Annotated in this window: 17 protein-coding genes; 7 read left to right on the top strand and 10 right to left on the bottom strand. The window is 58.5% G+C overall.

The window, feature by feature from the left end; translation table 11 throughout:
* Window positions 1-153: 153 nt before the first annotated feature.
* Entirely contained in the window at window positions 154-2,343 is a 2,190-nt protein-coding gene (locus AC1RO0_RS27105; protein WP_498595655.1) for a TonB-dependent siderophore receptor, read from the bottom strand.
* A 319-nt stretch (window positions 2,344-2,662) separates the two neighbouring features.
* On the opposite strand from AC1RO0_RS27105, the gene AC1RO0_RS27100 reads away from it, so the two are divergent.
* From AC1RO0_RS27100 to AC1RO0_RS27090, 3 genes are all read left to right on the top strand, one after another.
* On the top strand, window positions 2,663-3,565 hold the full coding sequence (locus AC1RO0_RS27100; protein WP_498595654.1) for an alpha/beta hydrolase: 903 nt from the start codon (window positions 2,663-2,665) through the stop codon (window positions 3,563-3,565).
* A 164-nt stretch (window positions 3,566-3,729) separates the two neighbouring features.
* Window positions 3,730-4,506, top strand: a complete 777-nt coding sequence (locus AC1RO0_RS27095; RefSeq protein ID WP_498595653.1) for a cyclase family protein — start codon at window positions 3,730-3,732, stop codon at window positions 4,504-4,506.
* A gap of 130 nt (window positions 4,507-4,636) precedes the next feature.
* Window positions 4,637-5,359, top strand: a complete 723-nt coding sequence (locus AC1RO0_RS27090) for a 4'-phosphopantetheinyl transferase family protein (RefSeq protein WP_498595652.1) — start codon at window positions 4,637-4,639, stop codon at window positions 5,357-5,359.
* Window positions 5,360-5,443: 84 nt separating this feature from the next.
* Here the strand turns inward: AC1RO0_RS27090 and maiA are convergent, their stop codons facing one another.
* The 4 genes from maiA to hppD are packed head-to-tail and all read right to left on the bottom strand — an operon-like array spanning window position 5,444 to window position 9,666.
* Window positions 5,444-6,076 carry a maleylacetoacetate isomerase gene (maiA, locus tag AC1RO0_RS27085; RefSeq protein WP_498595651.1) on the bottom strand — a complete coding sequence of 211 codons (633 nt, stop codon included), beginning with the start codon at window positions 6,074-6,076 and terminating at the stop codon, window positions 5,444-5,446.
* The gene (locus AC1RO0_RS27080) at window positions 6,073-7,098 is read right to left on the bottom strand and encodes a fumarylacetoacetate hydrolase family protein (RefSeq protein ID WP_498595650.1); all 1,026 of its coding nucleotides are present in this window, start codon (window positions 7,096-7,098) and stop codon (window positions 6,073-6,075) included. Before AC1RO0_RS27080 ends, maiA begins: the two co-directional genes overlap by 4 nt.
* 37 nt (window positions 7,099-7,135) lie before the next feature.
* The gene (gene hmgA / locus AC1RO0_RS27075; RefSeq protein WP_498595649.1) at window positions 7,136-8,497 is read right to left on the bottom strand and encodes a homogentisate 1,2-dioxygenase; all 1,362 of its coding nucleotides are present in this window, start codon (window positions 8,495-8,497) and stop codon (window positions 7,136-7,138) included.
* A gap of 59 nt (window positions 8,498-8,556) precedes the next feature.
* Window positions 8,557-9,666 (bottom strand): 4-hydroxyphenylpyruvate dioxygenase, encoded by a 1,110-nt coding sequence (gene hppD, locus AC1RO0_RS27070; protein ID WP_498595648.1) that lies wholly within the window; start codon window positions 9,664-9,666, stop codon window positions 8,557-8,559.
* A gap of 130 nt (window positions 9,667-9,796) precedes the next feature.
* Between hppD and AC1RO0_RS27065 the strand changes: the two genes are divergently transcribed.
* Window positions 9,797-10,276 carry an Lrp/AsnC family transcriptional regulator gene (locus AC1RO0_RS27065; RefSeq protein WP_498595647.1) on the top strand — a complete coding sequence of 160 codons (480 nt, stop codon included), beginning with the start codon at window positions 9,797-9,799 and terminating at the stop codon, window positions 10,274-10,276.
* Window positions 10,277-10,293: 17 nt separating this feature from the next.
* Here the strand turns inward: AC1RO0_RS27065 and AC1RO0_RS27060 are convergent, their stop codons facing one another.
* Complete coding sequence (locus tag AC1RO0_RS27060) at window positions 10,294-10,755, bottom strand: Lrp/AsnC family transcriptional regulator (protein ID WP_153362906.1); 462 nt, start codon at window positions 10,753-10,755, stop codon at window positions 10,294-10,296.
* Window positions 10,756-10,878: 123 nt separating this feature from the next.
* On the opposite strand from AC1RO0_RS27060, the gene AC1RO0_RS27055 reads away from it, so the two are divergent.
* Both AC1RO0_RS27055 and AC1RO0_RS27050 read left to right on the top strand, forming a co-directional pair.
* Entirely contained in the window at window positions 10,879-11,670 is a 792-nt protein-coding gene (locus AC1RO0_RS27055) for a phenylalanine 4-monooxygenase (RefSeq protein ID WP_498595646.1), read from the top strand.
* A gap of 148 nt (window positions 11,671-11,818) precedes the next feature.
* Window positions 11,819-12,028 carry a hypothetical protein gene (locus tag AC1RO0_RS27050; protein WP_007700490.1) on the top strand — a complete coding sequence of 70 codons (210 nt, stop codon included), beginning with the start codon at window positions 11,819-11,821 and terminating at the stop codon, window positions 12,026-12,028.
* Window positions 12,029-12,147: 119 nt separating this feature from the next.
* On the opposite strand, the gene AC1RO0_RS27045 is transcribed toward AC1RO0_RS27050, so the two are convergent.
* Together AC1RO0_RS27045 and AC1RO0_RS27040 are read right to left on the bottom strand one after the other, a co-directional pair.
* Window positions 12,148-14,292: a methyl-accepting chemotaxis protein gene (locus AC1RO0_RS27045; RefSeq protein ID WP_498595645.1), complete on the bottom strand. Its 2,145-nt coding sequence runs from the start codon at window positions 14,290-14,292 to the stop codon at window positions 12,148-12,150.
* Between the two features lie 16 nt (window positions 14,293-14,308).
* On the bottom strand, window positions 14,309-15,208 hold the full coding sequence (locus tag AC1RO0_RS27040; protein ID WP_498595740.1) for a substrate-binding domain-containing protein: 900 nt from the start codon (window positions 15,206-15,208) through the stop codon (window positions 14,309-14,311).
* A gap of 629 nt (window positions 15,209-15,837) precedes the next feature.
* On the opposite strand from AC1RO0_RS27040, the gene AC1RO0_RS27035 reads away from it, so the two are divergent.
* Entirely contained in the window at window positions 15,838-17,109 is a 1,272-nt protein-coding gene (locus AC1RO0_RS27035; RefSeq protein ID WP_498595644.1) for a peptidoglycan L,D-endopeptidase MepK, read from the top strand.
* 64 nt (window positions 17,110-17,173) lie between these two features.
* On the opposite strand, the gene aroQ is transcribed toward AC1RO0_RS27035, so the two are convergent.
* Entirely contained in the window at window positions 17,174-17,608 is a 435-nt protein-coding gene (gene aroQ, locus AC1RO0_RS27030) for a type II 3-dehydroquinate dehydratase (protein ID WP_012649831.1), read from the bottom strand.
* Window positions 17,609-17,689: 81 nt separating this feature from the next.
* Complete coding sequence (locus AC1RO0_RS27025; protein ID WP_498595643.1) at window positions 17,690-18,922, bottom strand: aspartate aminotransferase family protein; 1,233 nt, start codon at window positions 18,920-18,922, stop codon at window positions 17,690-17,692.
* Between the last annotated feature and the right edge of the window lie 3 nt (window positions 18,923-18,925).

Here is an 18,925-nt window from a genome sequence, read left to right as displayed (position 1 = left end):
TACAACGAACATCACAGCCATTGCAATTTTCCGCCGCAAGCGGGATGCACCATTATTCGGTAGTGGGCGCCAGGGATTATCGCTTTCAGGCGAATGGAGCCTGGCGGCACAAGACGCGTCGCCCTCTACATAAAGGGCGACGCGCAAGTCATGTTACCAACGATACTTGAGCGAAGCGGTGATGTTGCGGCCCTGACCCAGGTAGCAATAGCCCTCGTTGCAGACCGTCAGGCGACGGTTGGCGATGTTGCGGACGTCGACGGATGCCGTCAGGCCTTTGTATTTCTGGTCGATTGCACCGAAATCATAGGAGAGCGCCGCATCCAGATAGAAGCTTGCATCGTTCTTGGCGGTGTTGGCCGTGCTGGTATAGGTCTTGCCCGTGTAGCGAATGCCCGTGCCGACCGTGAGGCCGTTTGCAGCCGTATCCTCCTGGAAGGTATAGTTCGACCACAAGCTGACGATATTCTTCGGCGTAACCGCGGGTGCGTTACCTGTGTCGTCACCGGCGGTGATCTCGGAATGATTGTAGGAATAGCCCGCAATCACATCCCAACCATCTGTGACGTTCGCCTTGGCCTCCAGCTCAATACCCCTGTTGGTGACCTCACCGAGCGAGGCATAGACCAGTGTCAGCGGATCGACCAGGACGGGCTTGTTCTTCTCGACGAGATTATAGGCAACGGCGGACAACAGAATGTCGGTGCCCGGCGGCTGATATTTCACACCCAGCTCATATTGTTCGCCCTTTGTCGGATCCAGGATGCTGCCGGAGGCGGATCGCTGTGTGACCGGATCGAAGGAGGTCGAATAGCTGGCGAAGGGCGCAATGCCGTTGTCGAAGAGATAGAGCGCGCCGGTCTGGACTGAAAACGCGTTCTTGCTGAGGCTGTCGTCCGTGCTCGTTCCGGAGGATACGTAGGTCGTATCCGACGATTGCTTGACCCAGGTCTGACGTCCGCCGAGCGTGAAGCGCCATTTGTCGAGTTCGATCTGGTCAACCGCATAGGCGCCGATTTGCCGCATGCTGGCGCCGACCCGGCTGTAATTATAGTCCGGTGTCGGGCCGGATACCCCATAAGTCGGGTTATCAATGTCGAAGTCGTAGGCCGCGCTGGCCGTCGAATCAAACCCATATGCGAAAGAATCGTTCATATGGGTGTAGTCCAAGCCGAACAGCACGGTATGGGCGGCCGGACCGGTATCGAACTTCGATTCAAGCTGGTTGTCGACCTGGAAGACGTTCATGGTATCGCTGATCGCACTCGCGCCGCGATGAGCGACATTACCGGTCCAGCTGTAGACGGCGAGATAGCGCGCTTTCAGATCCAGATGAGAATAGCGCAGATTCTGGCGGAAAGTGAAGCCGCCGTCGAACTCGTGCTCGAACTGGTAGCCGACCTGCTGTTGGCGCGTCTTCTGATAGTCATAGTCCGGATCGCTCGCGCGCAATTTGAGGACGTTGCCGTCGGGGCCGGTCAGCGCACCAACATTGGCATCGCCTTCCGTGGACTGTGCCGAGCCGTAAACCGTGAATTTCGTGGCATCGTCCGGTTTCCAGGTGAAGGACGGCTGTATGAAATAGCGATCGTCGGCAATATCGAAATTGGTGTCGCCCTTTCGCGCCAGACCGACGATCCGGTACAGCATGCTGTCATCGTCCTGATTGACCCGGCCGCCGAAGTCGAACATCGTCTGGGCACGGTCCGATGTTCCATAGACGGCACCGACCTCCCGGATCGTCTCATCCGTCGGCAGCTTCGAGATCTTGTTGACGATGCCGCCCGGCGAGCCTGGGCCATAAAACACGGATGTCGGCCCCTTGATCACTTCCACCCGGTCGAGCGAATAGGGATCCGTGCGGAACATCCCGTAGTTCATATAGGGTTGGCGCAGACCATCGCGAAAATCACCCGTGGTCGTAACGTCATTGCCGCGGATATAGACCTGATCGAAGCGTGGATCGAAACCATAGGATCCGGTCTGGACGCCGGCGGAATAGCGCACTGCCTCAATGATGTCCTGGGCGCCGCGCTCTTCCAACTCTTTTTTAGTGATCACGGAAACGGATCGCGGCGTCTCGACCAGCGGCGTATCGATCTTCGTGGCGCCCTTGCTCTTCTTGGCCGCGACGGTTGAATTATCGCTCGCATCACTTGTATTGCTGTTAACGACAATCGGAGCGAGTTGCGTTGCATTGCCTGCACTCCCATTGGCTGACGAGTCCTGGGCAAAGGCATTCCCACTCAATGCAAGCACCGTGACAAGCGCTGTCGTCGTGCGCGCCAGATAGAATCTATCTCTCTTTAAGTAAATGATATTATTGAATGATTTAAATGCCATAACGAGCCCTGTCCACCCATTCCTGAAAAGATGGCGCAAACTAGATCGTCATACCGGACTTCGTCAAGAATACATGATTGAAATAGTCATCTTTTTACCATTTTTGATCTCGGATGTCTCGAATCCGTTGAAAGACGCACGGATCAGCATTGAATCTCACTGGGTTTATCGACTTTTAGTTGTGATCACGGATAACGATCATCTGCTTGTCAGAGCATTGTCGAAATAATATGAGGAATTCAATCATATTTCGAGTCGCCCGCGTGATTCCCGGAGGAACCGCTCGGCTCTATCGGTCGATCGACCCCGCGGAGAGAACATGCCCAACCCGTCATCCAGCGCGACAGAGGCGTCGCTTGCGCCCGTGACGATCGCCGACGCCAGTTTTGCCGATCTCAGCTCCGGCAATGCCAACGAGCCCTATCGTATCTTTCTTTACCGTCCCGCCAAGACACCCCCGCCCGAGGGATGGCCCGTTCTGTATCTGACGGACGGCAACGCCTGCTTCGCGACGGCGGTCGATACCTTGAAGGTGCAAGCTTCCTATCCGAACGGGACCAATGTCTGCGACGGCGTCGTCGTCGCCATCGGCTATCCCATGGATCAACCCTATGATCCGCTGCGGCGCTCCTGGGATTTGAGCCCGCCTCCCGGCCGGGTCTATCCACCCTTCTTTCCCGACACACCGGATGTCAGGACAGGCGGCGGCGCCGAGTTCCTGACCTTTATCGAGGAGCGGCTGAAGCCCTGGGTCGAGGCGCAGGTGCCGATCGACCGCTCCCGCCAGACGCTGTTCGGCCATTCCTTCGGCGGGCTGTTTGCCCTCTACGCCCTGTTTTCAAAACCGGCCGCCTTTAACCGATGGGTCGCGGCAAGCCCGGCGATATTCTGGGAAGACGCGGCAATCCTTGCGGCGGAAAAAATGTTCCTCGAAGAGCATAAGACTTCCCTCGACGTCGAGCTGCATCTGTCCGCCGGCCAGTATGAGGGCGAGGTGCTGGCGCCCTTTCACAAGGGAACGCCCGAGGAACAGAAACGGCAGGAGCGCGCCAGGGAAACCCGCACGGTGGGATATGCCCAAGACATGGCCCTGCGGCTGGCGGCTTCGGCAACGCTGCCGGGAAAAGTGGTGTTCGAAGAATATGCGGGCGAAAATCACATGTCGGTGCTTCCGGTCGCCTTGAACAGGGCGGCGCAAATTGCATTCCGACGGGCGGGTTGACAGCAAACATCAATGCCTCGACTGCGCGAGAGTGCGTCTGCGGCTTTGCAATCCTCAATGACTTTTCGGCCCGGGACCAAGGGGCTAAGGAAGTACCCGGTTGGGGCCAGAGTATGGTCGGTATTGATTAGAACCGACAGGCGGAATTGAGGAAGACGCAAATCATGACGCAATCCATTGTCGATCTGTCGGTGCCCATAGCCAATGACATCCCGGCGGATCCTCCGGTCCAGATCCCGCATATCGAATATATCGACCACAAGCAGAGCCTTTCACAGATCCTGCCGTTCTTCCCGGGCCTTGCCGCCGAAGACCTGCCGGACGGCGAAGGCTGGGCGGTCGAGCGCGTTACCCTTACGACCCATAACGGCACCCATCTCGATGCTCCCTGGCACTATCATTCCACCATGGATCACGGCCTGCCGGCGCTGACGATCGATGAGATCCCGCTGGAATGGTGCTTTCAACCGGGCGTCAAGCTGGACTTCCGTCACTTCGAAGACGGCTATGTCGTCACGGCAAAGGATGTCGAGGCCGAGCTTGAACGGATCGGTCACACGCTGAAGCCGCTGGAAATCGTCGTCGTCAACACGTCCGCCGGCAAACGCTTCGGTCAGGATAACTATGTCGCCAGCGGTTGCGGCATGGGATATGAGGCAACCATGTATCTTCTGGAGCGCGGCGTGAAGGTGACCGGCACCGATGGCTGGAGTTGGGATGCGCCCTTCATCCATACCGCCCAAAAATATGCCTCGACCGGCGACGCCTCCCTGATCTGGGAAGGCCACAAGGCGGGACGGCACCGGGGCTATTGCCATATCGAGAAACTGCACAATCTCGAAGCGCTTCCCTCGACGGGCTTCAAGATCAGCTGCTTCCCCGTCAAGATCGAGCGCGCCTCCGCCGGTTGGACACGGGCCGTCGCCATCATCGACGGCTGAGAGTATGGGCAGGGCGGTTGACATAGCAATGTCGGCCGCCTGAAAGACCGGGAAAATCCGGGGGCATACATCAGCATCCGTTTTCGATAAGCAATTGGCAAGAGACGAGGCGCCAGCAGGAGTTCGATGCATGATGGCAAGCGACGAAGTCGTCGTCTGGTGGCTCGGCACGGACATCGCCGAAGGGCATTTACCGCAACTGGAAGCGCTGCTCGATGACACCGAGCGCGCCCGCGCCGCTCGTTTTCATTTCCAGCGCGACCGTTCATCCTATATCGCGGCGCATGCTCTTGGGCGCAGCCTGCTCTCAACCTATGCCGGCGGCGACCCGACCGGCTGGCGCTTCACGACCGAAGATCACGGCAAGCCGGAAGTCATCTCACCGCATTCCGGTCCCCGGTTGCGTCTCAATCTATCACATACGCACGGACTGGCGGCGGCGGCGCTGACACTGGACCATGATGTGGGGATCGACGTGGAATGGCTCGACCGAAAACCCGCCATCGATCTCGCCGAGCACTTCTTCGCGCCCGCCGAATGCGCGCATCTGGCGGCCGTTGCACCGGAACTTGCCCATGAGGTCTTCCTGACATTCTGGACCCTCAAGGAAGCCTATGTGAAAGCGATCGGCAAGGGACTGGCACAGCCGCTGGACTCCTTCGCATTTACACTTGATCCGTTGTCGATCCGGTTCGACGACGAACTGGCCGGCGATCCCGCACACTGGCTGCTCCGCCGCTTCCAGCCTACATGCGACCATCTGATGGCGCTCGCACTGCATCACCCAAGACTACATGACGTGACCGTCACGACACTAGCCACCGATCCAAACTTGCTGCTCTCTTCAGGATGACGACGGAGCACTCTGTCTGCTTCAATCTCGAAATGAAATCGCTTTCATACGGACCGATGGAGGCGGCGCGATACCGGCGTACCGTTATGATCTCACGCGGTCGGGATGGGCCGCCTGAAAGGCCGGCAGTTCGGCGCACTTGCCATCGATATCGACGATGCGCTTGAGCCCGGTCAGGTCCACGCCCCAGCGGCGAGCATTATAGACCTGCGGAACGAGACAAAGGTCCGCCATTGTCGGCTGATCTCCAAAGCTGAAGGCACCATCGAATTCGCCGAGCATCGCTTCCAGCTTACGCAATCCATCCGAGATGAAGTGCTTCATCCATTCCTCGCGGGCCTCGGTCTTGCCGGTCAGGGTCATGACCTCCGCCACGACATGCATGTTGCATATGGGATGGATATCCATGGCGATCGCATAGGCAAGCGCCCGGACCTGTTGCCGAGCCGCGATATTCGATGGCAGCAATCCGCTCTCCGGTCGCAGCTCGGCCAGATATTCGATGATCGAAAGCGACTGCGTCAGCGTCCTTCCGTCGATCACCAATGTCGGCACCAAACCCTGCGGATTGAGCGCAAGATAGTCCGGCTTCTTGTGTTCGCCCTCCAACAGGTTGATCGGCACCGTCCTGTAGCCAATCCCCAACATGTTGAGCGCGATACGGACGCGGTAGCTCGCGGACGATCTCCAATAGTCGTAAAGGACGACCTCGTTCATTGCGGGCCGCGCCCACTATATCGCTCGACAGTCTGTTCGATCGCCCCGAAGATCGAATGCCCAGAACGATCCTTCATCTCGATGCGGACCTGATCGCCGAATTTCAGGAATGAAGTTTTTGGCGATCCACTTTCGATGGTCTCGATCATCCTAATCTCAGCGATGCAAGAATAGCCGTCGCCTCCATTCTCGATCGGCTTGCCCGGCCCGCCGTCCAGCTTGTTGGACACCGTTCCCGAGCCGATGATCGTGCCGGTCACCAGATCGCGAGTCTTGGCGGCATGGGCGATCAACTGGCCGAAATCGAATGTCATGTCGACGCCGGCATTCGCCTTGCCGAATGCCCTGCCGTTCAGGCTCACGAGCAGCGGCAGGTGCAGCTTGCCGCCGTCCCACGCCTCACCAAGCTCGTCCGGCGTCACCGCCACCGGAGAGAACGCCGATGCGGGCTTGGACTGGAAGAAGCCGAATCCCTTTGCCAGCTCCTCGGCTATCAGACCACGCAGCGAGACGTCGTTGACGAGCATCACCAGCCGGATGGCGCTCCGGGCGACCTCAGGATCGGAACCCATGGCCACATCGCCGACAATGACGGCGACCTCGCCTTCCATGTCGATCCCATAGGCCTCGTCGGCCGCCACGATCGGATCGCGCGGCGCGAGAAAGCTGTCCGAGCCGCCTTGATACATCAATGGGTCGACCCAGAAGCTCGCCGGCATCTCGGCATTGCGCGCCTTGCGCACCAGCTCGACATGATTGACATAAGCCGAACCGTCGGCCCACTGATAGGCTCGCGGCAAAGGCGACGTAGCGTCATGCTCGTGAAACCGGATCGTCGGCTGGGCTCCGGTCTCGATCCCCTCGGCAATCAGCGCCAGTCTCGGCGCCACATGCTCCCAGTCGTCAAGAGCGGCTTGCAAGGTGCGGGCGATATGACCGACCTCGGAGCAACGGGTAAGGTCGCGGGAGACGACGACGAGCCGGCCGTCCCGTGTGGAATCTTTCAAAGTCGCGAGCTTCATGTTCTGGCCCCAGTGTCGGAGGATGAATGGCCGGTCTTCACTTGATACCGGGAGTTCCGTCGAACCTGCGTTCCAACCCGTCCCAGCACTCCAGATAATTATCCTGCAGGGTTTCGAGCTCCGCGGCGTATTTCGTCACCTGCTGCGGGTGGCGGGTCTCGAACATGAAGGCCATGGTGTGATCCAGCTTGACAGGTTTCAGCTCGGAATTGGATGCCTTTTCGAAACCTGAAGCATCCGGCCCATGGGGAAGCATCATGTTGTGCAGGCTGATGCCGCCCGGCACGAAGCCCTCTTCCTTGGCATCATACTGACCATGGATCAGGCCCATGAATTCGCTCATGATGTTGCGATGATACCAAGGCGGGCGGAAGGTGTGCTCAGCGACCAGCCAGCGCGGCGGAAAGATCACGAAATCGACGTTCGCCGTGCCCGCACTTTCGGTGGGCGCGGTCAGCACCGTGAAAATCGACGGGTCGGGGTGATCGAACAGGATCGCTCCAACCGGGGAAAATGTCCGCAGGTCATATTTGAAAGGCGCGTAATTGCCATGCCAGGCGACCACATCGAGAGGCGAGTGACCGATTTCGGTGACGTAAAACTTTCCGCACCATTTCACATGCACACGGCAAGGCGTTTCCTTGTCCTCGTATGCGGCGACGGGCGTCTTGAAATCGCGGGGATTTGCCAGGCAGTTCGCGCCGATCGGCCCGCGATCCGGGAGCGTGAACTTCGCGCCGTAATTCTCGCAGATATAGCCGCGCCAGACCTTCTCGTCGCCTTTGCGCAGCACCTTGAACATCATGCCCCGGGGGATGAGAACTATCTCCAGGGGCTCGACGTCCATGATGCCCATTTCGGTGAACACGCGGATAGCGCCGATCTGCGGGACGATCAGCAGTTCACCATCAGCGTTGAAAAAATAATCATCCACCATGTCCTCGTTGAAGACATAGACATGCGCGGCCATCCCGGTCTGGGTCAGGGCGTCGCCCGCGGTCGTCATTGTCCGCACGCCATCGAGAAAGGTCAGCTTCTGGTCCGGCGCAGGCACGGGACCCCAGCGAAGCTGGCCGAGGGGAAGCGAATGATCGTCCAGGCAGGGCGCAGATTTCCAGAGCGGATAAGAGGCGTTTGAAAAACGACGGGTATGGCGCACGCTCGGGCGAATACGATAGAGCCAGGATCGTTCATTCGTCCCTCGCGGCGCGGTGAAGGGCGAGCCGGAAAGCTGTTCGGCATAAAGACCGTAGTTGCATTTCTGCGGACTGTTCTGACCCTGCGGCAAGGCGCCGGGAAGCGTTTCCGTTTCGAAGTCGTTGCCGAATCCGGGCATATATTGCAGCTTATCCGCCACCGAGGCTTCCTTGTCCGAAGCCTGGGTCATTGTCTGGTCCATCGCTCAATTCCTCCCGAAAACTGAGGGCGATCCCACGCAGGCGCAGGATCGCCTAGAGATCATTCCGCCGCAGTACCGATCACGCCACGTTTGATCTGATCCGCCTCAATCGACTCGAAAAGGGCGCGGAAATTGCCTTCGCCAAAGCCTTCGTCACCCTTGCGCTGGATGAATTCGAAGAAGATCGGGCCAATGACCGTTTTTGAGAAGATCTGCAGCAGGATCTTCGTCATGCCGCCATTCACCACACCTTCGCCATCGATGAGGATACCATGTTTCTTCATGCGCGCGATGGGTTCGTCATGGCCGTTCACGCGTGCGTAGGACATGTCGTAATAGGTCTCCGGAGGACCGGGCATGAAGCGCAGCCCATTGTCGGCGAGCCTATCGGTGCCTTCATAGATGTTTTCCGTTCCGACCGCGATGTGCTGGATGCCCTCGCCCTTGTACTTCTTCAGGAACTCCTCGATCTGGCTCGTGTCGTCCTTCGATTCATTCAGCGGAATGCGTATCTTGCCGCAGGGCGAGGTGATGGCGCGGCTCACCAGACCGGTAATGCGCCCGTCGATGTCGAAGAAGTGGATCTGCTTGAAGTTGAACAGCTCGCGGTAAAAAGCCCACCACTTGTCCATGTTGCCGCGGAAGACATTGTGGGTCAAATGATCGAGATAATAGAAGCCGACCCCTTCGGGACGCGGGTCGCGCTCGCCGAGCCAATCGAACTCGGCAGCATAAGCCGACCCCTTTTCACCATAGGTCTCGATGAAATAGAGCAGCGAGCCGCCAATGCCGACGATCGCCGGGACATCGAGCGCCTTGTCGTTCCCCTCATAGGGAACGGCACCTTTTGACACCGCATGATCAAAGGCGTGCTTGGCATCGACAACGCGCCAGGCCATCGACGGGGCGGCGGGACCGTGTTCTCCAACGAAACGGGCGGCGTGGCTTCCCGGTTCGGCATTCAGGAGATAATTAATATCGCCCTGCCGCCAGACGGTAATGTCCTTCGTTTTGTGCTTGGCGACCGGGATATAGCCCATGCGGGTGAAGAGCTCCCGTAGCTTCTCGGGCTCCGGATGGGCAAATTCAACGAATTCGAAGCCGTCGGTACCGGCTGGATTGTCAGCGCTGATTTCCGGCGGCGGCGCATCGTGCGGAAAAGGACCCATTTTCTCCTCCAGAGAAATTTGCGTTTCGACTGCGCAAAGTGTGATCCAAAATGCGTGCAATGTACTTGCATTCTTCATGCATCTAGCGGATTTTATGCACGGATCGTGAGCATTTTATGGATTTTATGCAATGGATGAACAGCTCGATAAGTTCGATTTGCGTCTGCTTCAGGAGCTGCAAAAGGACGGCAGGTTGACGAACAATGAGTTGGGCGAGCGGATCGCGCTTTCACCCTCGCAGTGCTCGCGCCGGCGGACGAGACTGGAGACTGAGGGATATATTCGCGGCTACCAGGCCAATCTGGACAGGCAGAAGCTGGGCCTGGATATGCTGGTGGTCATTTCCGTGACGCTCGCAACCCACAACAGGGACAATGCTCAGAGATTTTCCCAGCTGATCAGCGGACTGCCGGAAGTTCTCGAAGCCTACGCGCTGACCGGTGAAATGGATTATCACCTGAAGGTAGCAACCCGTGGGCTCGCGGACCTCTCAAGATTCGTCAACGATGTCCTGTTGCCTCATGAGTCCGTGCAGCATGTGAAGACGTCGATCGTTCTCGACACGCTCAAGACCTTTGAAGGATTTCCGGTGCTCATGCCCCATGGCTGAGATGGCGAGAGTCCGCGCTAAAGCGGCAGCTCGGTCGAGAATTTCAGTTCGCGCAGCACGAAGCTCGACACCACCGTGCGCACATGCGGGTTGCGCATAAGGTAGCGGGTCATGAAGGCCTCGTAGCTTTCCACGTCCCTCGCCCGGATCTTCAGCATATAGTCGAAGGCGCCGGACAGCGCGTAGCATTCCATGATCTCCGGGCGCTCCAGCACCACCGAGGCGAAAGACGCAACCGCCTCCTCATGATGATCTTCCAGCGTCACATGCGCGATCACGCAGAGCTTGAGATCGAGCTTTCCCGGATCGAGCAGCGTCACCCGCTTGCGCACGACGCCGTCTGCTTCCAGCTCCTGGATCTTCCGCCACGCCGAGCTTTGCGACATTCCGGCTTTTTCCGCCAACTCCGCCAGCGAAAGACTGCCATCGGCCTGAATCAGTTGCAGAAGCTTGCGATGAAAATTCCCAGGTTCCTTCATTTTCGGCACCAGATCCGAGAATATTTGCCATCATCATGGCAATATTCAACAGGAAAGAAAAGAAAATCCTCCGAACCCGGAGCATAATTGCAAGAATATCGCAGCATCTGGGAGGATCAAGCTATGGTCAAGGAAAGCAGCTACACCGCCAAATTGCCCGGCCCGGATGGCCTATACGCCTACACCGCCGAAGAGGATGCGATCTGGGCTGAACTCTACGAACGCCAGTTGAAACTGCTGACCAACATGGCCTGCCGCGAATATCTGGACGGTATCAAAACCCTGGGGCTGAAGCGGGACAAGGTCCCCCAGCTTCTCGACGTCAACCGACGCCTCGGCGAGACAACCGGCTTCGGCGTCGAAGGCGTGCCGGCGCTCATTCCGCCCTCGCGCTTCTATGAACTCCTGTCGCAGGGCAAATTCCCGCTCGCCACCTTCCTTCGCCGCCGCGAGCATATCGACTATATCGAGGAGCCGGATCTGTTCCACGAAGTCTTCGGCCACTGCCCGCTGCTGACCAATCAGAGCTATGCCAATTTCGTGCGGCATTTCGGCGAAACCGCAGTCCGCCTCGGCAAGGGCTATTCCTGGCACCTGTTCCGCATCTTCTGGTTCACCGTCGAATTCGGCCTGATCAATACGCCGGAGGGCCGCCGCTGTTTCGGCGCGGGCATCGTCTCGTCGCCAAGCGAAGCGAGGGCCGCCATGGAAGGCAAGGCGTGCGAGTTCCGACCGTTCGATCTGCTGGATGTCCTGAGGACGCCCTACCGGATCGATATCGTCCAGCCGATCTACTATGTCATCGACAGTTTCGCCGACCTTGAAGCGATCGTCGAGCAGGATATCGAGGGCCTGATCCTCAAGGCGAAATCGCTGGGTGACTTTCCACCCGCTTTCGAAGCAAAGGCCTCCTGAACCACGGATCTGCCAACCCTTGGCCGTCCCTCGAAGGTGGGGTATCGAGGATGCAAGGTGAAAAACTGTTCCTGGGTCGATGGTTGTCGATGACTCTGAGCGGTTTTCTGGTTAAAGAAACCAGCCTAGCGTCAATCAGGTATGTTCAATGAACGAAGAAGATTTCATCGCTCTTTGCAAAAATGGGAAGTTTAAGGAAGCGCTTGCGCTCGCTTTGCAGGGACGTGAGAAGGCGAAATTTTCGCCCAGCCGGTTTTCCATGGACAAGAACACAGGAAAACCGATCTTCTACCGCGGCAACAAACGCGTCGAAATGGATGCCGAGGGCGAATGGCAGCAGGCGAAGAACACCAAGTAGCCGCTTGCGACTGGTGCACTCCCACGATCCGCGATCGTGTCCAATAGGGACAAAACGAACGGGCCGGGTTGCGCAATCGGCAACCCGGCCCGTTCTTCAGCATGCTTCCGGCGCCGGCACTAGGATGCCATGGCGTACTGACGTTGTCCTGGTGTCGCCGCGCTGCGTGTCCTGAACCGGTGCACCAGATCGGCGAGGTTTTCGGTCTCCTGGGTCAGGCTCTGGGCCGCCGCCGTGGTCTCTTCCACCATCGCTGCATTCTGTTGCGTGACCTTGTCCATCTGATCGCCGGCCGCCGAAACCTCCCGCAGGCTGGCAGCCTGTTCACGCGCAGCCACCGCGATCTCCGCGACCGTGGCACTCATCGCGCCAACCTGTTCGACGATCTGCGCGAGCGACGTGCCGGATTCGCCGACGAGCTCCACACCCGCCTTAACCTGGGCGGAAGATGTTGAAATCAATGCCTTGATCTCTCTGGCGGCGCTGGCCGATCGCTGAGCGAGTTCGCGCACCTCCTGGGCAACGACGGCAAAGCCTTTCCCCGCCTCGCCCGCGCGCGCCGCTTCCACGCCCGCGTTCAGGGCAAGAAGGTTGGTCTGGAAGGCGATTTCGTCGATGACGCCGATAATATTGCCGATCTTCGACGATGAGCTTTGGATCTCGGTCATGGCCGCGATGGCACGAGCGACGATCGCCCCGCCGTTTTCGGCATTGGCGCGTGCGGTGGCGACAGCGCCCTGAGCATGACTTGCGCCTTCCGCCGTGCCATTGACGCCCCGCGTTACATCGCCAAGGGCTGCCACAGTCTCTTCAAGCGAAGCGGCCTGCTGTTCCGTGCGGCGAGCGAGATCGTTGGAAGCTGTCGAGATTTCCGTAAGGCCGGACCTGATCGTGCCAACCGCGCGGATGACGGAATCGAGAGCCTCTTCCAAGCTGGAGACCGAGTTGTTGAAATGATCCCGGATGCGGACATAACGACCGTCAACCTCGCCGACACGAACCGTGAGGTCGCCCTTCGAGAGCGCATCGAGACCCAAGGAAATCTGCTGGAAGGCATGTTCCATCACCTGGGCGTCGGCAAGCCGCTCGGCTTCCTGGCGCAGACGCTCCTCTTCGGCCGCAAGGCGGGCACGTTCGGCATTGGCTTCCGCCATGACCTTGCCGCGTCCCGTCTCCTGGAAGACCTTCAGCGAGCGTGCCATGGCGCCGAGTTCGTGACGATGTTCGGTACCGTCCACCACCATCGTGTCGTCGCCGCGCGCAAGCCGCTCCATCGTCGACGCCATCTTGCGCACAGCCGATGAAATCAGCTGGCCAACGAAATAGGCGAGCACGAGACCAATTACGATCAGAAGACCGCTGATCACGAGCGTTGAGCGGGCCGCGGAGGCAACCGTCGTATCGACTGAGCCATCGAGCGCCTTCTGCGCGTCCATGACCGTGGCCTGCAGATCCTTGAAGCCCGTGGCGATTTTCGGCGCCAGGACGTTCAATTCACTTTCACGGATCTTGTTCGTCGCCAGCAATACGTCCCTCACATCGCCGAGACGGCTTGTATAGTTCTGCATCAGCTGCCCAGCGCCCAGAATGCGCTTGCGCTGCAGATCATTCTTTGCGGCCTTGGCTGCCGCATCGTTCAAAGCCATGGCGTCGTTGAGCGCCGCCTGAGCGGTGTCGTAGGATGCCAGATCGCCCGCGTGGATGAAGCGCTCAGAGAAATAGAGGCTGCGGTTCAATGCCTCGAGCGTGGCGCCGGTCATGTGCAGCAGCGTGACATCGTTCTGTCGCCAGGCGCTGCGCATGACGTCGTTGAGCGCAATGCTGGTCCAGGGGCCGAACTCGGTGACCTTGGAGATCAAGGCATCGCGCCTTTCGTGCAGGGATACGATCTGCTCGAAAGCCTTGCCGTAGGTGGCAATATCCTGACGGATGGTTGCCATTCCAGTCTGTAGAGTACTGTTGCCCGCAAAGCGCTGGTCGTCGGCGTCAAACGCCTTCACGCCGGCGCGAAAACGGTTCACGACATCCGGGGTCGGGTTGGAGCGGAAAGCTTCCACCGACATCTGGATCTCGTTCAGCTGGTCGCTGTAGCCGGAAATGGCGAGGCTCTGGCCGGCGGTGCTACGGTAGGAGGAGAAGATGGATGAAAGTCCTTCCATACCGGAAATCGCATTGACCGAGAGCAGGCTCATGAGCAGGATCAACGGCAGGAAGCCCGCCGTAATCTGCGCGCGGATGCCTAATTTATTCCAAAAGCGCAACATGATGATCCCCTTATGCTCACTGGGTCTTCGGCAGATATTGGGCGATATTTTGTGGCGTCACGAGCTCGAAGGGCACGTTGTTTTCGCGCGGCACCTTCTGCCCGTTGATGAGCTTGATTGCGGCATCGACTGATGTCGCCCCCTGCCCGACGGCGCTCTGGAGAATGGTGACGTCCAGATCGCCGGCCTGCATCGCCGCCAGGGCGTCGTCGGTGGCATCGACGCCTGCGACAACGACGTCCTTCATCGACATGCCGTTCCTCTTCATGGCGCGGATCGCACCGACCGCCATCTCGTCGTTGTTGGCGATGACCGCGTCGAACTTCACCCCTGCCGACAGCCATTCCTGCATCTGCTGATCGGCATAATCGCTCGACCAATAGGCAGCCTGGCGCTCCACGATCTGGAGACCCTTGCATTCAGGCGTGGCGATGACATTGTCGATGTCCTGCGTGCGGGCGCGGGCCGCCGCATGGAAGGGTTCGCCCATCAGCACCACGACGCGCCCCTTGCCCTTCAGAAGCGAGCAGACTTCCTTTGTCTGCAAGGTTCCCGATTCCGCTTCGTCGGACGCGACCACGACCTGATTTTCCGGCAGATCCGACAGGTTCGAGGGTAGGTTATTGATATAGACCAGCGGAATATGGGCATCGGCGGCAAGCTTTGTCATCTGCGGACCGAGGTCGCCATCGGAGACGCCAAGGATAATGGCATCGACCTTATCCGCGATAAACTGCTGAACCTGCTTCTTCTGAAGCTCATTGTCGCTTTTGGCGTTCTGCACGACAAGCTTCAGCCCGGAAATCGTCTTTCCGTGCGAAAGAATTCCGTTAAGCAATGCAGTTCTGAATTTATCGAGATCGGACATCGACACGCCGATCGTCTGCGCACTTGCAGTCGAGGCGGATATCGCCATCACAAAAGCCGCCAGTATGGTCTTTCTCACTATTACCCCTCCGCAAGACGGTTATCGAGCTGAAGATTTATAAGGAGATTTTGGTTAATATTTACTTTGCGATATTTGATATAAATTAGAGATTCGTTAGATATCAAAACAAAATCCCATGTATCAAGCGTAACTCATGCAGAATTTCTTATTTATTGCTTCACAACAGGTCAACTTTCACCCATTTGACGAAACAATACTTATTAGCCCAACCTATTTAAGCTTGCATAACTTGTCCGCCTTGGATTGAGCGCTGGAGATCCCAACCCACCGCTTCGAAAGAAAATGAGCCACGGGTCCACAAATCCGGTCTTCAGTTTAGACCTCACGCGACCTTCAACTATACGCAGAACATTCGACGGAGTTCGCGCAGCTTCAATGTGCCGGCGGGCGCATTGAGCCATCAATGACGGCGGCCGTCCGGGGCGCCACACTTTGCGATTCCGCCCGTAAACCGTCTGTTAGGGATCTGTTGACCATAATTGGAGGTGAAGCGACGTCGCAGATGCGGCGCCACTCGTGTTCCCTGTCTTTTACCAAAGACGAAAGTCGTGTCCGTGCACCAAGCGTTTCTCTCCATTCCAGCGACAATGTCAGCCATGATTTTGTCATTCGTTGCTCATCGTGTAGCGCTGGTCGCGATGCTGGTTCTTGCTGCCTTTGCGGGATCCACGGCAGCAGCGGCCGAGGACCGGGCACTCAAGCTCTTCTTCACGCATACGGGCGAAAAGGCGACCATCGTCTTCAAGCGCGACGGTAAATTCGATCCGAAGGGCCTGGCGCAAATCAATCGCTTCCTGCGCGACTGGCGAAAGAACGAGCCGACCAGGATCGATCCGGAATTGCTCGACCTGGTCTGGGAGGTCTATCGTCGCAGCGGCGCGAAGGACGCCATTCATGTGGTCTCGGCTTACCGCTCGCCATCCACCAACAATATGCTGCGGGGCCGGTCCCGCAGTTCCGGCGTCGCAAAGCACAGCCAGCATACGCTCGGCAAGGCGATGGACTTCTACATACCGGGCGTGAAGCTTGCGACCCTGCGCGCGGTCGCCATGCAGATGCAGATCGGCGGCGTCGGCTTCTATCCAAACTCGGGATCACCGTTTGTACATCTGGATGTCGGCAATGTCCGTGCATGGCCGAGAATGTCGCGCCAGGAACTGGCACGGCTTTTCCCAGATGGACGAACCCAGCATTTGCCCGCCGACGGCTCACCACTGCCGCGTTACGAACTGGCAGTCGCGGACGCCAAAAAACGCGTCCGCCCGGCCCGCAGCGAAATTGCCAGCATAGCAGCTGATGAAAACACCGCCGGATCCTCGACGAGCGCAAGCTTGGTGACCAGCATGCTGCCGATACCTCAAAAACGGGTGAACAGTGGGCTGGAGCTTCAACTCAACAAACAGGTAAACGCGAGCAAAGAAGCTCCACGCTTCACCGACCTTGCATCCTATGTCGTACCGCTGCCGACACTGCGGCCAGTCGTCAGCGACGGGATCGGCGCGACCCCGACCACCAAACCCAGCCCCATGGCTTTCGCAAGCCTGGTGGTGGGCCGGAATCCCGCTGGAAAATTGCAGCTTTCGGACCAGCTAAGGGCTTCCATGAACAGCGACACAGTCACGCTGCAGCCCATGGCAATCCTGCAAGCTCCCGCTTCCCGCGAAGTATCCGCCGGCGTCGGCACCATGTCCACCAGCGCCCTCGTCGCATGGGCCTTGCAGCCTCCGGGCACCACGATCGAAATGACGCTGCCGAGCATGGTCGGCACCGCGCTCCCTCTGGAGCACAATGCAGACGGTGCCTGGAGCGATGCTTCGGAGATCGCCGAGGATGACTTCGATACTGAGAGGTTCGGTTTCGAAGGTTGAAGCCGTTACCGCGTCGAGTAGATGCCGTCAGTTAACATCGGACAGATGGAAAAGCTTTCGGCCCTCATGCACCCAGGCTCGACATGCGCTTGATCGCAAGATCATAGCCTTCGGTGCCAAATCCGGCGATCACACCATCCGCGCGCAAGGAGACATAGGAGTGATGGCGGAACTCCTCGCGCTTGTGGATGTTCGAGATGTGAACCTCGATCACCTTGCCGTCGAAAGCATTCAACGCATCCAGAATGGCGACGGATGTGTGGGTAAAGGCGCCGGGGTTGATGATGATGCCGAAAGCGGTCTCGCGCGCCTCATGGATCCAGTCGATGATCTCGTATTCACGATTGCTTTGGTGAAAGCGCAGCTGCAGACCGAGATCATCGCAGATCTTGCGGCAGCGCACGCCGATATCCTCAAGCGTTTCTGACCCGTAAATCTCAGGCTGGCGTTTGCCGAGGAGATTGAGGTTCGGTCCATTGAGAAGGAATATCGTGTTCAAATCTTTATCCTTTCGTCTTCTGTGTTCCGATCATGGCACCTTGCCGGGTCCGCGTCTGCGCATTCACGAGCCGCGCGGATATCAGTCCACAAAAGACTGCGCGGCCTGCTCCAATGCATCAGCCCATTGTTGAAGCGCGCCCTCGTCATGCCTTGAAGACAGATAGTGGCGGCCATAGGTGCTGTACATCGACATGACGCCGTTGCGCCTCAATTCCACATGAAGCTTGGCGGTGAAGTCAGCGTCGGCTCTCTGAACTGCCTCGCGATAGTTCGAAGGAGCGTCCTTGCCGCGCCAGATGGTGAACACGGTGCCGTAACCGCTCGTGCAGACGTTCATGCCCACCCGCGCGAAGGCTTCGACGGTTTGGCGCCTCAGTTGGTCGCCGGCTTTATCGAGTGCGGTGTAATCGACGTCGTCAAGGACGCTCATTGCCGCCTTGACCGCGGCGCAGGCAACTGGGTTGCCGTTATACGTGCCCGCCCGGTTGACCCGTTGATCCTCGAATGCGGACATAAGTTCCGGCGTGCCCAATAGCGCGGCGACGGCAACCCCGTTGCCGATCGCCTTGCCGACGGTTGCGAGGTCCGGATTGACGCCCATGAGATGGCTGGCCAGGCCCGCATGGCGACGGAAACCCATCAAGACCTCGTCCATGATCACCAGCGCGCCGTGACGTCGAGCAAGCGACGAAACGAACTGCAGATAACCGGGGTCCGCCAGAATGCATCCCGCATTCGCCATCATCGGCTCCAGCACGACCGCGGCAATGTCGTCGCACTCCTGGAACAGCAGCTCCGCATCCTGGCGGTCATTGAAGCGCAGGAGCAGGGTGTCGCCTTTCGACGGCCGATTGTTCATCGACATCTTCGCTTCGGACGAGCCTGCATTGCCGAACGCCACATCATCGAACCAGCCGTCATAGCCGGCCGCCATCTTGACGATCTTCTGGCGACCGGTCAGTGCACGCGCCGCGCGGCAGGCCAGATGCACGGCCTCGCTGCCCGAATTCAGGAACACCACCTTGGTAAGATCCTGTGTGTGCGAGGCGAGGCTGGCGGCAGCCTCTTCCTCAAGCGCGTGGGCATAGGCCGGCATCGAGCCTTTTTCCAATGCTTTGCGAATGGCGTCGGTTACGACCGGATCGGTGTGCCCGAGGAATGTCGCCCCGAAACCGAGCGCCGTATCGACATATCTTCTGCCAAGATCATCCCAGACATAGGGACCTTGGGCATTGGCAACGAGAAACCGCCTGCCGTCGAGATCGGGCACGGCTCTGCCGCCGCTGGATATCCCGCAAACCAGGTGTTGCATTTT

Source organism: Rhizobium sp. GW821-FHT14E12 (assembly GCF_058803745.1).
Note: the sequence above shows the minus strand (reverse complement) of the source record. Positions and strands in the feature narration are given on the sequence as shown.

What these genes read in the sequence shown, in the direction of transcription:
- AC1RO0_RS27080 (WP_498595650.1), bottom strand. Translation starts at nt 7,098, where the DNA reads ATGAAGCTCGCGACTTTGAAAGATTCCACACGGGACGGCCGGCTCGTC.
- AC1RO0_RS27050 (WP_007700490.1), top strand. Translation starts at nt 11,819, where the DNA reads ATGAACGAAGAAGATTTCATCGCTCTTTGCAAAAATGGGAAGTTTAAG.
- hmgA (WP_498595649.1), bottom strand. Translation starts at nt 8,497, where the DNA reads ATGGACCAGACAATGACCCAGGCTTCGGACAAGGAAGCCTCGGTGGCG.
- hppD (WP_498595648.1), bottom strand. Translation starts at nt 9,666, where the DNA reads ATGGGTCCTTTTCCGCACGATGCGCCGCCGCCGGAAATCAGCGCTGAC.
- maiA (WP_498595651.1), bottom strand. Translation starts at nt 6,076, where the DNA reads ATGAACGAGGTCGTCCTTTACGACTATTGGAGATCGTCCGCGAGCTAC.
- AC1RO0_RS27035 (WP_498595644.1), top strand. Translation starts at nt 15,838, where the DNA reads ATGATTTTGTCATTCGTTGCTCATCGTGTAGCGCTGGTCGCGATGCTG.
- AC1RO0_RS27095 (WP_498595653.1), top strand. Translation starts at nt 3,730, where the DNA reads ATGACGCAATCCATTGTCGATCTGTCGGTGCCCATAGCCAATGACATC.
- AC1RO0_RS27060 (WP_153362906.1), bottom strand. Translation starts at nt 10,755, where the DNA reads ATGAAGGAACCTGGGAATTTTCATCGCAAGCTTCTGCAACTGATTCAG.
- AC1RO0_RS27055 (WP_498595646.1), top strand. Translation starts at nt 10,879, where the DNA reads ATGGTCAAGGAAAGCAGCTACACCGCCAAATTGCCCGGCCCGGATGGC.
- AC1RO0_RS27040 (WP_498595740.1), bottom strand. Translation starts at nt 15,208, where the DNA reads ATGGCGATATCCGCCTCGACTGCAAGTGCGCAGACGATCGGCGTGTCG.
- AC1RO0_RS27025 (WP_498595643.1), bottom strand. Translation starts at nt 18,922, where the DNA reads ATGCAACACCTGGTTTGCGGGATATCCAGCGGCGGCAGAGCCGTGCCC.
- AC1RO0_RS27100 (WP_498595654.1), top strand. Translation starts at nt 2,663, where the DNA reads ATGCCCAACCCGTCATCCAGCGCGACAGAGGCGTCGCTTGCGCCCGTG.
- AC1RO0_RS27105 (WP_498595655.1), bottom strand. Translation starts at nt 2,343, where the DNA reads ATGGCATTTAAATCATTCAATAATATCATTTACTTAAAGAGAGATAGA.
- AC1RO0_RS27045 (WP_498595645.1), bottom strand. Translation starts at nt 14,292, where the DNA reads ATGTTGCGCTTTTGGAATAAATTAGGCATCCGCGCGCAGATTACGGCG.
- AC1RO0_RS27065 (WP_498595647.1), top strand. Translation starts at nt 9,797, where the DNA reads ATGGATGAACAGCTCGATAAGTTCGATTTGCGTCTGCTTCAGGAGCTG.
- AC1RO0_RS27090 (WP_498595652.1), top strand. Translation starts at nt 4,637, where the DNA reads ATGATGGCAAGCGACGAAGTCGTCGTCTGGTGGCTCGGCACGGACATC.